This is a genomic window from Halovalidus salilacus, from assembly GCF_031852275.1.
Classification (GTDB): Archaea; Halobacteriota; Halobacteria; order Halobacteriales; family Natrialbaceae; genus Halovalidus; species Halovalidus salilacus.
The window spans coordinates 2,881,660-2,894,868 of record NZ_CP134700.1; the positions used below are offsets into that span (position 1 = coordinate 2,881,660).

Annotated in this window: 17 protein-coding genes and 1 tRNA gene; 11 read left to right on the forward strand and 7 right to left on the reverse strand. The window is 66.7% G+C overall.

The window, feature by feature from the left end; genetic code table 11:
• Positions 1 to 116: 116 nt before the first annotated feature.
• Positions 117 to 425, reverse strand: coding sequence for a transcription initiation factor IIB family protein (locus tag RJT68_RS14160; protein ID WP_407037206.1), 309 nt, complete (start codon positions 423 to 425; stop codon positions 117 to 119).
• Between the two features lie 325 nt (positions 426 to 750).
• On the opposite strand from RJT68_RS14160, the gene RJT68_RS14165 reads away from it, so the two are divergent.
• Together RJT68_RS14165 and RJT68_RS14170 are read left to right on the forward strand one after the other, a co-directional pair.
• A complete protein-coding gene (locus tag RJT68_RS14165) occupies positions 751 to 924 on the forward strand; it encodes a hypothetical protein (protein WP_407037207.1) in 174 nt (57 codons plus the stop codon).
• A gap of 59 nt (positions 925 to 983) precedes the next feature.
• A tRNA-Leu gene (locus tag RJT68_RS14170) sits at positions 984 to 1,067 on the forward strand.
• A gap of 374 nt (positions 1,068 to 1,441) precedes the next feature.
• Here the strand turns inward: RJT68_RS14170 and RJT68_RS14175 are convergent.
• A complete protein-coding gene (locus tag RJT68_RS14175) occupies positions 1,442 to 1,837 on the reverse strand; it encodes a hypothetical protein (RefSeq protein ID WP_407037208.1) in 396 nt (131 codons plus the stop codon).
• Positions 1,838 to 2,024: 187 nt separating this feature from the next.
• Here RJT68_RS14175 and dacZ point away from each other — a divergent pair, with 187 nt between their 5' ends.
• Both dacZ and RJT68_RS14185 read left to right on the forward strand, forming a co-directional pair.
• Positions 2,025 to 2,837 (forward strand): diadenylate cyclase DacZ, encoded by an 813-nt coding sequence (gene dacZ, locus RJT68_RS14180; RefSeq protein ID WP_407037209.1) that lies wholly within the window; start codon positions 2,025 to 2,027, stop codon positions 2,835 to 2,837.
• A 1-nt stretch (position 2,838) separates the two neighbouring features.
• Positions 2,839 to 3,612, forward strand: a complete 774-nt coding sequence (locus tag RJT68_RS14185) for a mechanosensitive ion channel domain-containing protein (protein ID WP_407037210.1) — start codon at positions 2,839 to 2,841, stop codon at positions 3,610 to 3,612.
• A gap of 30 nt (positions 3,613 to 3,642) precedes the next feature.
• Here RJT68_RS14185 and RJT68_RS14190 read toward each other — a convergent pair whose 3' ends face one another.
• Entirely contained in the window at positions 3,643 to 4,461 is an 819-nt protein-coding gene (locus RJT68_RS14190) for a nucleoside phosphorylase (RefSeq protein WP_407037211.1), read from the reverse strand.
• 63 nt (positions 4,462 to 4,524) lie between these two features.
• Between RJT68_RS14190 and RJT68_RS14195 the strand changes: the two genes are divergently transcribed.
• Complete coding sequence (locus RJT68_RS14195; protein WP_407037212.1) at positions 4,525 to 5,019, forward strand: DUF488 domain-containing protein; 495 nt, start codon at positions 4,525 to 4,527, stop codon at positions 5,017 to 5,019.
• Between the two features lie 138 nt (positions 5,020 to 5,157).
• The gene (locus RJT68_RS14200) at positions 5,158 to 5,787 is read left to right on the forward strand and encodes a flavin reductase family protein (RefSeq protein ID WP_407037213.1); all 630 of its coding nucleotides are present in this window, start codon (positions 5,158 to 5,160) and stop codon (positions 5,785 to 5,787) included.
• 63 nt (positions 5,788 to 5,850) lie between these two features.
• On the opposite strand, the gene cdd is transcribed toward RJT68_RS14200, so the two are convergent.
• From cdd to RJT68_RS14220, 4 genes are all read right to left on the reverse strand, one after another.
• The gene (gene cdd / locus RJT68_RS14205) at positions 5,851 to 6,264 is read right to left on the reverse strand and encodes a cytidine deaminase (protein WP_407037214.1); all 414 of its coding nucleotides are present in this window, start codon (positions 6,262 to 6,264) and stop codon (positions 5,851 to 5,853) included.
• 88 nt (positions 6,265 to 6,352) lie between these two features.
• Positions 6,353 to 7,774, reverse strand: coding sequence for a phosphohexomutase domain-containing protein (locus tag RJT68_RS14210; protein WP_407037215.1), 1,422 nt, complete (start codon positions 7,772 to 7,774; stop codon positions 6,353 to 6,355).
• Between the two features lie 213 nt (positions 7,775 to 7,987).
• Positions 7,988 to 8,626 (reverse strand): MaoC family dehydratase, encoded by a 639-nt coding sequence (locus RJT68_RS14215; RefSeq protein ID WP_407037216.1) that lies wholly within the window; start codon positions 8,624 to 8,626, stop codon positions 7,988 to 7,990.
• A gap of 147 nt (positions 8,627 to 8,773) precedes the next feature.
• Positions 8,774 to 9,010 carry a hypothetical protein gene (locus tag RJT68_RS14220; RefSeq protein ID WP_407037217.1) on the reverse strand — a complete coding sequence of 79 codons (237 nt, stop codon included), beginning with the start codon at positions 9,008 to 9,010 and terminating at the stop codon, positions 8,774 to 8,776.
• A 110-nt stretch (positions 9,011 to 9,120) separates the two neighbouring features.
• Here RJT68_RS14220 and RJT68_RS14225 point away from each other — a divergent pair, with 110 nt between their 5' ends.
• The 5 genes from RJT68_RS14225 to RJT68_RS14245 all read left to right on the forward strand — a co-directional run bounded on the left by RJT68_RS14225 (position 9,121) and on the right by RJT68_RS14245 (position 13,200).
• On the forward strand, positions 9,121 to 9,447 hold the full coding sequence (locus RJT68_RS14225) for an AbrB/MazE/SpoVT family DNA-binding domain-containing protein (protein WP_407037218.1): 327 nt from the start codon (positions 9,121 to 9,123) through the stop codon (positions 9,445 to 9,447).
• A 43-nt stretch (positions 9,448 to 9,490) separates the two neighbouring features.
• Positions 9,491 to 9,976, forward strand: a complete 486-nt coding sequence (locus RJT68_RS14230; RefSeq protein WP_407037219.1) for a hypothetical protein — start codon at positions 9,491 to 9,493, stop codon at positions 9,974 to 9,976.
• Between the two features lie 44 nt (positions 9,977 to 10,020).
• Positions 10,021 to 10,578, forward strand: a complete 558-nt coding sequence (locus RJT68_RS14235) for a poly(R)-hydroxyalkanoic acid synthase subunit PhaE (protein ID WP_407037220.1) — start codon at positions 10,021 to 10,023, stop codon at positions 10,576 to 10,578.
• Positions 10,578 to 12,188 carry a PHA/PHB synthase family protein gene (gene phaC / locus RJT68_RS14240; protein WP_407040377.1) on the forward strand — a complete coding sequence of 537 codons (1,611 nt, stop codon included), beginning with the start codon at positions 10,578 to 10,580 and terminating at the stop codon, positions 12,186 to 12,188. Before RJT68_RS14235 ends, phaC begins: the two co-directional genes overlap by 1 nt.
• A gap of 268 nt (positions 12,189 to 12,456) precedes the next feature.
• Positions 12,457 to 13,200: a 3-oxoacyl-ACP reductase gene (locus RJT68_RS14245; protein ID WP_407040378.1), complete on the forward strand. Its 744-nt coding sequence runs from the start codon at positions 12,457 to 12,459 to the stop codon at positions 13,198 to 13,200.
• Positions 13,201 to 13,209 lie beyond the last annotated feature (9 nt).

Genomic DNA, 13,209 nt, shown 5'->3' on the forward strand with positions numbered 1-13,209 from the left:
CGACGGCGTCGTTCCGATCGTTACGGACCGGTTCGCCGAGTTTCGTCCCCGTATCGTACACTTACGCGGGTGTATCCCTTCGTACGGCCGCTGAAACGAGCGACTAGGCGGGCCTCTCACCAGCGCGGCGGTTCGAGGCCGGCGTCCTCGAGCAGGGTTTTCCAGCGTTTCTGGATGGAGAGCCGCGAGACGTCGGCGGCCTCGGCGACGTCGCTCTGGGTTCTGCCGTCACCCGCGATGAGCGACCCGGCGTAGACGCTCGCGGCCAGGACGGCCCGTTTCGAACGGTCCGAATCGGGGACGTCGGCCAGAAAGAGGTCGAGCGCGTTCGAGCGGGCCTCCGCGGAGAGGTCGAGCCGATCGGCGACCCGGTCGATTTCCTCGAGCCACCCGTCGTACTCGAGTCGATCCCTGGCGCTGTGCATGTGACCACGTATCGTCCCCTCCGAAATAAACCCACGCCTCGAACGACACGACGTTCCGAATCGCCGGACAGGACGGCGACGTGGACTTCCACGAACCGAACACACTCAACGCAAGGAACTGATGCGCGAGGCAACGTTCAGCTACGAATAGATGGTAAAATCCGACGTCCGTTTGCGGTTTCCATAGGACACTCTTACTAAAGCAGTTAAGAAGCAAAGTCGGGATAGATGCCCGTCAGCCGTCCGGTTCGCGACCCGAGGCACGTCCCATGAACAATCAAACGCGCACGCCCCCGGACCCGGTCCGCAGCTCGAGTCACCGCCCATGAAAGAACCCACGTGTAAGCTCGTTTGCACCGGCTGCGGACTCGAGATGCCGTACCGCGATCGAGCGCTCGCCGAGCAGGCGGCCGAACTGCACCAGCTTCGCGATCCGGAGCACGTAACGTTCATCGTCCCGCCCGACTGGTCGCCGGAGGAACCGCTCAAACACGAGTGACGGCGGCCGTGACGAGGACCGACAACTTCTTGGCGCGCTCGAGAAAATTCGCATAACGCGCGCGGGTAGCCAAGCCGGCCAACGGCGCAGCGCTTAGGACGCTGTCCCGTAGGGGTCCGCAGGTTCGAATCCTGTCCCGCGCACTGAACGGAGAACTGCGAGCGAAGCGAGCCGTTCGGAGTGAAGGAGCAGGACGGGATTCGAACTAGACGAGTCGCAGCGGCCGAACGCAGTGAGGCCGACCGTCTCGGCGGAGTTCGAATCCTGTCCCGCGCATTCTCCGCGAACGATCCGTGAGCGGAGAATGCGCCACGGCAGGATTCGATTCAGGGAGCAGCTTCGCTACGACCGTGGTTCGAATCCTGTCCCGCGCTGAGTCACACTCGAGTCACCTCGATCGACACGAAGTCGACCGTCACAGGGTGTCGGACGCCCGTCTCGAGCGAACGAGAACCGGGAGGGGCGGCAGTGGCGTCCCGAGGTGAATACCGGCCGCACCTCGAGCGCTCGAGCGCGATCAGGGGTCGTCGGAGTCAGCCTCTCGGTCGGGTGCGGGATCGTCGGCGGTGGCCTCGAGGTCCGATTCCTCGTCGGAGCGGGGCGTCCGGTCGTCGGGGGACGCCCCCGGGAGGACGTGGGGGTCTGCCGGTTCGTCGCCGTGTTCGGTGTCGTCCCGTTCGAACAGGTAGAGCACCGGTCCGGCGAGGACCAGGACGAGCGCGCCGGGGACCGGCACGGTCGGAACGAGCACGATCGTGAACAGCCCCGCGCCGGTGGTCGCGGTGACGAGCGCCACCCACCGGAACGGGCGGCGGAGCCCGATGCGAACCGCGTCGCGGTAGACGGCGTAGGCCACGGCCGCCGTGAGGAGGAGCGCGACGGGGGCGAGTGCGAGGCGAACAGGTGTCGTCACGTTCGTGGGATTCGACCGCGGAGGAAAAAACGTTCTGAGACCGGTCGACGTCCCCGCATCGGGGCGGCCCGGCGCCGGGACGGACTCGAGCCGTCGGTCGACGGACTCGAGCGAATCGGCCGAAAACGACAGACGCGCGTCAGACGGTCCCAGTACACTTATTCGCGAGCGAACGGGTGTAGTAGCTATGGCTGGGTTAGACGACGTGTTCGGTGAGCTCTTCGCCAGTGTCGATGCGGTCGTTCTCTTCTCGCCGAGCGGCTCGTACTACGAGCGGTTCTCGAACGTCGAGGACCTCGACGTGATCGTGGTGGGAACGGAGAACGCGGTGGGCGCCGAGACCTTCGTCGAACTCCCGCTCGAGTTCGAGAACGTCTCCGAGCGGATCCGGTTCGGACTCGAGGGAGCCCTCGAGCAGGGCGTGATCGAAGACGGGGACGATCTGGTCTGCGCGACGAGCGTCTTCGGCGACGGAATCGATACGGTTTCACGCGTGCGCGCGGACAGCGACTCGAAACTCGGGATCTACGACCTGTTCGCCAAGTCGCGGGCCGATCCCGAGGTGATCAAGTCGGTGCTCGAGCTGGCGATCGAACTCGGGAAGAAGGGGCAGAAGGGCAAGCCCGTCGGCGCGCTGTTCGTCGTCGGCGACGCCGGCAAGGTGATGAACAAGTCCCGCCCGCTGAGCTACAACCCCTTCGAGAAGTCCCACGTCCACGTCGGCGATCCGATCGTGAACGTCATGCTGAAGGAGTTCTCCCGGCTCGACGGCGCGTTCGTCATCTCCGATTCGGGGAAGATCGTCTCGGCGTACCGCTACCTCGAGCCCTCCGCGGAGGGCGTGGACATCCCGAAGGGGCTGGGCGCCCGGCACATGGCCGGCGGGGCGATCAGCCGGGATACGAACGCCATCGCGATCGTGCTCTCGGAGAGTGATGGGCTCGTCCGGGCGTTCAAGGCGGGCGAGCTGATTCTGGAGCTGGATCCGGAGGAGTACTGACATGGCGAACGTGCAGTGGCAGTCGGTGATCAACGAGCCGATCGTCATCGCGACGGCGGTGCTGGCGCTCGGCCTGATCGTCGGCTACCTGGTCGGGCGACTGAACAAGGAGCTGTTGACCGCGGCCGGCCTGCCCGATGCCGTCGAGGGAACGCCGTTCGAGCGGACCGCCCAGTCGATCGGCACCTCGACAGTCCGGATCGTCGCCCGGCTGAGTTCGTGGTTCATCTACGGCATCTCGGTGCTGACGGCGATCCACATCGCCGAACTGTTCGACACGAACGTCCTCTGGAACGCCGTCATCTGGTTCGTCCCGCAGGTGTTCGTCACGGTGCTCGTCCTCGTCATCGGCTTCATCGTCGCCGACAAGTGCGAGCTGATCGTCAGCGAGTACCTCCGCGGGGTCAAACTCCCCGAGGTCTCGATCATCCCGAAGGTGGTCAAGTACTCGGTGCTGTACGTCACGTTCATCGTCGCGCTCGGTCAGATCGGCGTCCACGTCCTGGCCCTGCTCGTGCTGCTCGGCGTCTACGCGGTCGGCATCGTCTTCGTCGGCGCCTTCGCCTTCAAGGAGTTCCTCCTCTCGAGCGCGGCGGGGATCTACCTGCTGCTCAACCAGCCCTACGGCATCGGCGATCGGATCACCGTCGGCGACCGGACGGGCATCGTCCAGGAGGTCGACCTCTTCGTGACGAAGATCGAATCGGACTCGGAGGAGTACATCGTCCCAAACCGGAAGGTGTTGGAGGACGGGATCGTGCGGATCCGGGAGTGAGCGGGTTCTTCGAGGGCGTACGTTCGGATGCTACAGCGAGAGCCCAGCGTGCCACCGATCGACGCCCGCCTCGCGTTTGACCTCGTCCATCCGCGCGAGCAGGTGCGTCGCGAGGGTGGCGGTCTCGGCGGCTCGAGACTCGCCCTCGGTCCGGAACTCGCCGGTCTCGCGGTTGGCGTAGACGGTACAGACCGCGCCGGCGCGGAGGCCGTAGAGGGTCGCGAGGGTGAGGATGGCGCTGGCCTCCATCTCGATGTTCTTCACGTTCGCCTCCCCGAGGTCGTCGACGAGCCGGTCGGAGCCGGCGGCTTCGAATCCGTCGAAGCCTGGCCGGCCCTGGCCGGCGTAGAAGGAATCGGCGCTCATCGTGATCCCGGTGTGGTAGTCGTAACCGAGTCGCTCGGCGGCCGCCACGAGCGCGGAGACGACCTCGTAGTCGGCGGTCGCCGGGTAGTCCTCGCGGACGTACTCGTCGCTCGTCCCCTCCTGGCGGACTGCGCCCGTGGTGATGACGAGGTCGCCCACGTCCATCTCCGGCTGGATCGCCCCGCAGGAGCCGACGCGGACGAACGTGTCGACGCCGACGCGCGCGAGTTCCTCGACGGCGATGGCCGCGGAGGGGCTGCCGATCCCCGTGGAAGTGACCGAGATCGGCGTCCCTTCGTACGTTCCCGTCGCGGTGCGATACTCGCGGTGGTGGGCGATCACCTCGTGGCCGTCCCAGTGGGCGACGATCTTCTCGAGGCGCTCGGGATTGCCGGGCAGGAGGACGGTGTCGGCGACGTCGTCGGGGGCGACCTCGAGGTGGTACTGTACGTCGGCGTTCGGATCTTCGCTGTCGCCGGGCATGCGTGGTGCCCGTGCGGTTCGCGTCGCCGCCGTATATAACTGCGTGGCGGACGTAGCGCGGGTATGGCTCGAGGGACGGACGCGACGCGGGAGGCCGAGACGAGCGGGGAGACGGACCCTGAACGAGGAACGCTCGAGGACGCGTACGTCGCGGCGATCCAGCACGACCTCGTCGACCTGCCGCCGGAGACGACCCTCGTCGGGGTCGTCCGTCGGCCGACGGGCTGGTTCCACTCGAGCGTCGACGAGAACGTCCTCGAACTCGCCCCGCCGGAGTCGCTGCTCGAGTCGTTCAAGGGGCGGGTCGAGGACATGAAGATGCAGGGGCTCTGCGAGGAGGGCGCCCACAACGCCGCCTGGGACGAAGTGGGGTTCGAGGAGGCGTACCGCGACCACCTCGAGGAGTCGGCCGAAGCGCAGGATGCGCTCTCAGACCTCGAGGAACGACTCGAGTCGGGGGAGTCGCTGACGCTCGTCTGCTTCGAGAACACGGAGAAGAAGCGGTGTCACCGGACGATCCTGCGGGAGGTCCTCGAAGGGGACGACGAGACGGCGTGAGCGGCGCGATTCCACGGCACCTCGAGCGGCATGATGCCGACCGAGCCACGAGGGGCAGATCGCCGAGCTCCGAGGGGCGGACCGTCCGGCCTTCCGCGACCGTCGAACTGAGGGTACGGGGCCGCGTACCCGAACGCGATGCACGAATTCGATCCGTCGGAGCGGGAGGAGAGCGAGGTCGCGCGGTTCGTCAAGACCGTCGTCACGCCGCGGCCCATCGCCTGGATCAGCACGGTGAGCGAAGCGGGCGTGGACAACCTCGCGCCCTTTAGCTCGTACAACTACGTCTCCCTGACGGAGCCGACCGTCCTGTTCAACACGCCGAACGGGGACCGCGATGAACTGAAGGACACGGCCCGGAACGCCCTCGACACCGGGGAGTTCGTCGTCAACGTCGTCACCGCGGCCGACATCGAGCGGATGGACCACACCTCCGTGTCGCTCCCGCCCGAGGAGAGCGAGTTCGACGAGGTGGGGATCGAGCGCGCCGAGTGCCGGACGGTCGAGGCACCTCGAGTGGCCGACGCGGCCGTCTCGATGGAGTGCGAACTGTACGACTCGCTCGAGGTCCACGACAAGCTGATGATCCTCGGCGACGTCCGGTACCTCCACGTCGACGAGGACCTGCTGAGCGGCGGCGACGATGAAGGGGACGGAGACGACGAGGAGGTCGGAACGGTCGACTCCCGAACCCTCGACACGGTCGGGCGACTCGGCGGCCCCTACTACACGGTTTCGGAGCCGGTGCCGTTCGAGCGACAGTTCTGATCCCTCGAGCGCGCTTCAGAAGTAGATCGGTACTCGACTCCGGCGGCTACTCGAGCCCGCCTGCTATTCGAGCATCCCCTCCGCGATCGCGTTCGGCAATAGCTCGCCCAGGGTGTACTCGCTCGGGGCCTCCCCCTCGCCTTCGTCGCAGAGCACCAGCAGGTCGTCGTCGCAGAACTCCGCGAGCGTCTGGCGGCACATCCCGCAGGGCGTGACGCCGTCTCGACGGTCGGAGCTCACCGCAATCCTCGATAACTCGCTGTGACCCTCCTTCACCGCCTCCGCGACCGCCACCTCCTCGGCGTGGAGGCTGTTGCTGTAGTTGGCGTTCTCGAGGTTACAGCCCACGAACACCTCGCCGTCGGCGGTCTCGAGAGCCGCGCCGACGCGGTACTCGGAGTACGGAACGTGCGCGCGCGACTGGACCTTGCGGGCCGCGGCGATGAGATCGGCGTCGGATACGGATTCGCTAGGCACGAAGACGAATAGCTCGAGAACGGCCAAGAACCCACCGCTATCGTCGCCAATAGTGGTGGGTGAGAGACGAACACCGGTCGGGCACCTCTTATCGAACTCGAGTGATCGTCTCTTCGAGCACGTCGCGCGCCGCATCGACGAGCCGATCGACCTCGTCGCTCTCGGCGTAGATCCGGACGTAGGGTTCGGTGCCGCTAGGGCGGACGAGCACCCACGAGGCGTCCGGGAACTCGAGGCGGACGCCGTAGTCGGTGTCGCCCTCGGCGTCGGGGAAGGCCTCGGGGAGGGCCGTCTCGAGGACGACCATCGCGTCGCCCTTCGCCTCGTCGGGACACTCGACGCTCACCTTGCGGTAAGGACGCTCGGTGACGGGTTCGCGGAGGGCGTCCGTATCGCCGGCCGCTCTCGTGAGCGCGGCGACGGCGGCCGCGCTGACGACGCCGTCGATCCAGCCGCCGAAGGCTGTGTGAACGTGTTTCCACGGTTCGGCGGCGAAGACGACCGCCGTGTCCTCGCCGCCACGCTCGCGCTCGCGAGCGATGCCCTCGTGGAGGGCGCCCAGTCTGACGCGCTCGACGCGCCCGCCGGCGTCGCGGACCAGTTCGTCGATGCGCGCGGAGGCGTTGGGGGTGGTGACGACGACCGGATCGGCAGCGTCGGAGGTTCGGGTGTAGTGAGCGGCGACGACCGCGAGGATCGTGTCCTCGTGGATCACCTCGCCGTCGGGGCCGAGCACCACGAGGCGGTCGGCGTCGCCGTCGTGGGCCAGTCCGAGGTCGAACGAGCCGTCGGCCAGGAACGCCGTGAAGTCGGTGAGCGTCTCCGGGGTGGGCTTGCTCGCGCGCGCGGAGAAGTAGCCGTCCACGTTCGCGTTCAGCGCGACGACCTCTGCGCCGAGGCGCTCGAGCACCTGCGGGGTCGCGAGGGCGCCCATCCCGTTACCGCAGTCGACGGCCACGGAGAGCCCGGAGAGGACGTCTGCGCCCGCCGGGGCGCTCGAGTCGTCCCCCGAGACCGGGAACTGGCGCCGGAGGTAGTCGACGACGGCGTCCCGGTAGGCGTCGAGCACCGAGAGGCGCTCCGAACGCCCCCACTCGTCCCAGGGGGCGACCGACGGTTCCGAGGTCGACGTCGGGTCGCGAGCCGACTCGAGGGCGTCCTCGATCCGTCGCTCGGCGTGCCGGTCGTACTCGACGCCGTCGACGAAGAGTTTGATGCCGTTGTCCGCCGGCGGGTTGTGACTGGCGGTGAGCATCACGCCGCGACGCCCCTGCGAAGCGTACGCCAGGGCCGGCGTCGGAACCTGCCCGACGCGGACGACGTCCGACCCGGCGCTCTCGAGACCCGCTTCCATCGCGGCGGCGAGGGCGGGACCCGTCTCTCGCCCGTCGCGTCCGACGACGAACGTCTCGCCCGGTTCGCCCGCCGCCTGGCCGACCGCGAGGGCGAGCGCGGGCGTCACGCGCGTTTCGACCGGCCCGCGGATTCCTGCCGTCCCGAACAGCGTCATGGGGGAGGGTTCCGCGAGCAACTACTTATGGCCACTGTCCTCGCCCCGGCGGCGGATCGGCCTCCAACCGGTACGCTCGAGAGGGCAACACCGGGGAACGACGAAGAGCGCCGCCGCTCGAGCGTCGACGACCGGTTCCCCCCAACCGTCGAACGTCGATTTTCGCCTTCGAGCGCGTTCGGCGGCCGCGACCGCGATCGATCCGGCGGCCGACTACTCCTCCGGGGAGTCGTCGATCAGGACGACCGCCTCGCCTTCGATCACCGCGACCTCGTCGTCCTCGTCGCGGATGACCGTCTCGAGTCGGTACTGGTTGTTCCCGAGGTCCTCGACGATCTCGACGCGCGCGGAGACGCGGTCGCCGATGCCGACCGGCGCGCGGAACTCGAGGTCCTGGGACAGGTAGATGGTGAGACCGGGCAGGCGCGCGAGCGCGGCGCTGATGAGCCCCGAGACGAGCGTGCCGTGGACGATCCGCTCGCCGAACCTGGTGTTCGCGGCGAACTCCTCGTCGAGGTGGAGGCGGTTCGTGTCCCCGCTGACGTGGGCGAACGCCCGGACGTCCTCGTCGGTGAGCCGCTTCTCGAAGGTGACGACGTCGCCGACGCTGATGTGGTCGGGGTCGTCGACCGTTCGGTCGAACTGCCAGTCGAGACTCGAGTAGTCGACCGACGGAATCGGCGCGGGGACGGCCTCCTCGTCGATGCAGTTCTGCGCGTTCGTCGGGGTGAAGAGCGCGGTGAGCGCGGCGCGGTTGGCCGCCGTCGCGCTCTCGAAGAATTGCTGAGTCATCGTCGCCCACGCGGTCGTCATCGCGGCGAAGTTCGTTCCCCCTGTGTTCTGAGATGACATCTACCGGCGGATATGTGAGAGGAGGATAAGACTTCTTTGGCCTCGACGCGCAGTATTTATCGGTTGTTTTCCCCGCTAATAATAGCGGAAACGGACGATCACCGATCGATGAATTGTTACGAGTCAGGTCGGTCGATGAACAGGCCATTACTCGACGGTCGGATCGTCGTCGGTGTCGACGGTCGAGGGCGGTCGAATCGTCGGCCGGCGGACCGACTGGCCGCCGCTCACCGGCCGGCCGTCGGTTGCAAGCGATCGATCGTCGGCGCTGGGTTCCCTGTAGTCGATCGTCGGGGGAGAGGTGAACGTCGACGAGGAAGATTGATCGGCAGTGGGACACCGGACCGCCGGAGACGATCGGCGGAAGCCTACCGGACCCCCCATCGGGATTCGAGGGGGGTGAACCGGAATACTCGACCCACCCACACCATCTGATGGTAAGAGATGGTAAATAACGGAAACCCTTATTAGCGTCGGGGACGTTCGTTCTGTTGATGACGGACGACTCCGACCGATCGCTCTGGTTCCCGCCCTCGCTGTTCACCCAGCAGATGCAAGAAGCGGGCGAGCAGGTCGCCGAATCCCAGCAGGAGCTGTTGTCGAAGATGATGGAGGCGAGCACGTCGTCACCGTTCGACGTTTCGTCGGGCTTCGGCCCGATGAACGTGGGCACGGCGACGTTCAAAGCCCGCGTCCAGAGCGGCGGTCGGATCAGCATTCCCGGTCCCGAACGGGACGCCCTCGACATCGAAGAGGGCGACATCGTCCAGACCATCGTCGTCCCCGTCAAGCGCGACCGCGAGAGCGATCGCAACGAGTAGCGACCGACAACCACCACGACACCAACCAACCCACGACAGAACCATGACCCAGAACCCCTTCACACCCGTCTTCGACGCCCAGCGCACCGCCATCGAACAGTCCCAGACCCTCACCCACGACGCCCTCGAGGCCCAGAAGACCTCGATCGACGCGGTTGCCGACGCCGTCGAGGCCTCGGGCTCGCTCTTCGAGCAGAACGCGGGACTCACCAAGGGCGCCATCCACGCCTACTTCGACGCCGTGGAGGCGTCGATGCCCGACGGCGCGGCCGAACTCGACGACCTGCGCGAACTCGTCGACGAGGGCTTCGACGCGGCGTCCGAGGCCCAGAACCAGACGCTCGAGGCGGTCCTCGAGGCCATCGAGGAGTCCGGCGCCGCCTACGACGAGTTCGTCGGGAACTACACGGAGGTCGTCGACTCGTCGTTCGACGCCTTCCTCGAGGCCCACGAGCAGGTCGAGACTAACGTCGCCTCCGTCGCGAAGAACGTCGAAGACGCCACCGACGAGTTCGACGTCTCGGCGTAAAGCCGACCGCACCCGCTCACCAGATACCCCCCAATTTTCGTACAATGACAGATTCACAGCCCGAGACGCAAAACTGGAACGAACTCGTCGAACAGTGGAACGAACAGTTCTTCGAGGCGGTCGAACAGAACATGGAAGCGCAGGCCGAGTTCGTCGAGAGCTGGTCCGAGGCCGTCGGCGAGGCCACCGACGGGAACGACCTCTCCGAGGGCATCGAGGGCTGCGCCCGCGCCTACGAGACCTGGATGAACGCCTCCCAGCAGATGGTCGACCGCCTCAACGACCTCGTCGAGGGCGAGGACGTCGAACTCGAGGAGTTCCGCGACGTCTGGCTCAACACGGCCAACGAGGCGTTCAAGGAGCTCATGTCGACGACGGCGTTCGCCCGGATGACCGGCGAGACCGTCGGTGACGTCCTCGAACTCCAGCAGCAGGCCGACGAGACGGCCGAGACGACCCTGCGGACCCTCGGCTTCGCGACCGAGAGCGACGTCGTCGAGGTCGGCGACCGAATCGTCGAACTCGAGCGCCGACAGCACGCCGTCGAGGGGAAGCTCGACCGCGTCCTAGAGGCACTCGAGGAGACAGAGACCGAATCATGATAACCAATCCGTACTCACTCGCACTGGATGTCCAACGACAGGCGATCGAGAACGCCGCCAAGCTGGCGGACAAGAGCCGCGTCGCCCCGGATCGAACGGAGACGGTGCAGAACATCGACGTCGGCCAGACGCCGAGCGAGGTCGTCTACGAGGAGAACAAGCTCGAGCTGCTCCACTACGAGGCCCAGACCGAAGAGCAGCACGACGTGCCGATCCTCATCGTCTACGCGCTGATCAACAAGCCCTACATCCTCGACCTCCAGCCGGACCGATCGGTCGTCCGGACGCTGCTCGAGGCCGGCTTCGACGTCTACCTGATCGACTGGGGCGAGCCGTCGCCGCTCGACCGGTCGCTCACCCTCGACGACTACGTCAACCGGTACGTCGACAACTGCGTCGACGTCGTCCGGGAGCGCTCGGGCGAAGACGCGATCAACGTGCTCGGCTACTGCATGGGCGGGACGATGACCGCCATGTACGCCGCCCTCCACCCGGAGAAGGTCCGAAACCTCGCGCTGATGGCCGCCGGACTCTGCTTCGCCGGCCAGGGCGGCGTCCTCGAGCTGTGGGGCGCCGAGGACTTCTACGACCCCGAGCGGGTGACGGACACCTTCGACAACGTCCCCGCCGAGTTCCTCGACGTCGGTTTCGCGCTGATGGACCCCGTCGCGAACAACGTGACGAAGTACGTCCGCTTCTACGACAACATGGAGGACGAGGACTTCGTCGAGAACTTCGCCCGGATGGAGCGGTGGCTCTCGGAGGGCATCGACGTCGCCGGCGAGACCTACGACCAGTTCATCCGCGACATCTACCAGGACAACAAGCTGTACGAGAACGAACTCTCCCTGGACGGGAAGCACGTCGACCTCGAGAACGTCGACATGCCCGTCCTCCAGATCGTCGCGGAGTACGACCACCTCATCCCGCCGGAGACCTCCAAGCCGTTCAACGAAGTGATCGGCTCCGACGACACCGAGATCCTCGAGTTCGCGACGGGCCACATCGGCATGTCGGTCTCCTCGCGGAGCCACGAAGAACTCTGGCCGCAGGTCTGCGAGTGGTTCGAGGCGCGCTCCGACGGAGCGGGCGTCGAGTCCGAACCGGAGACGCCCGAACAGGAGGCGGCGGACGCCGCGCTCGCCGAGGACGTCGAGGGCGACGAATCCGGCGCGGAGGGCCTCGCGGACGACGGCACGGCCGCCGAGCGCGGATCGGAGTCGGAGATCGGTACGCAACCGGAAACCGCACCGGAAACCGACGTCGACGCGGAGTCGCTCGCCGAGGAGCGCTCGGACGCCGAGATCGAAGAGCGCGGCGAGCCCGACGTGCAGGAAGAGCCCGCCGAACCGGGCGAGATGAACGTCGACGAGGAGATCGTCGAAAACGTAGTCGACGAGTCGGAGATCGACGTCGAGACGGCCTCGGAATCCGAGGACGACTTCACCGACCTCTCCGGCGTCGGCGACGCCTACGCGACCGACCTCGAGGAAGCCGGCGTCGAGACCTTCGAGGACCTCGCGAACGCCGACGCGGCCGACCTCGCCGAGGAGACCGGCATCTCACGGAGCCGGATCGAAGACTGGATCGACCAGGCGAGCGACCGCTAGTCGCCGTCTACCGATCGGGGGGAGTCATCCCCCTCCCCGACCGTCGATCGAGTTCGTCGCCCTCCCCGACCGTCCGCTCGCGACGTCCGTCCGACGCACTTCTCCGCGCTCCGCGTCCGACCGGATTCGCCGTGATCCGCACCGATCCGTGGCTTCTCGATCGAACGACCGCCTCGCCGTCGGCTTATAACCGCGATTAATCGCTTTGTTGTAGTCAGAAATACCACAGGTCGTTATTTATCGCGTGAAGTCGAACCTAGTGGCAACCATGTCCATGGACGGACGCACCTGCGTGATCACAGGCGCCGGACGGGGTATCGGACGCGGGATCGGCATCCGCCTCGGCGAGGAGGGAGCGAACGTCGTCGTCAACTACCGGTCGTCCGAGGGGTCGGCGGCCGAGACCGCAGACGAGGTCGAAGCCGCGGGCGGGAACGCCATCATCGTCAAGGCGGACGTCACCGACCGCGAGGCGGTCGAAGCGATGCGCGAGCAGTGCCACGAGGCGTTCGGGCCCGCGGACGTCCTCGTGAACAACGCCGGCATCACCGCCGACACGCAGTTCACCGAGATGACCCGCGAAGACTGGGACCGCGTGATGGACGTCAACCTCGGCGGGATGTTCAACTGCACCCAGACGTTCTACGACGACATCTGGGAGGCCGACGAGGGTCGACTCATCAACATCTCGAGCGTCGTCGGCAAGCAGGGGAACTTCGGGCAGGCGAACTACGCCGCGGCCAAAAGTGGCATGTTCGGCTTCACCCGCACCATCGCGCTCGAGCTCGCCCAGGGCGGGTCGACGGCGAACTGCGTCGCACCCGGCTTCACCCGGACCGACATGGTCGAGGCGGTTCCCGACAAGGTGCTCGACCGCATCATCGCGAGCATCCCGCTCGAGCGCCTCGCGGAGGTCGAGGACATCGCGGCGGTCGTCAAGTTCCTGGCGAGCGAGGAGTCGGCGTACGTCACCGGCGAGGTGATCGACGTCAACGGCGGGATGGACCTCTAAGCTTAGGCG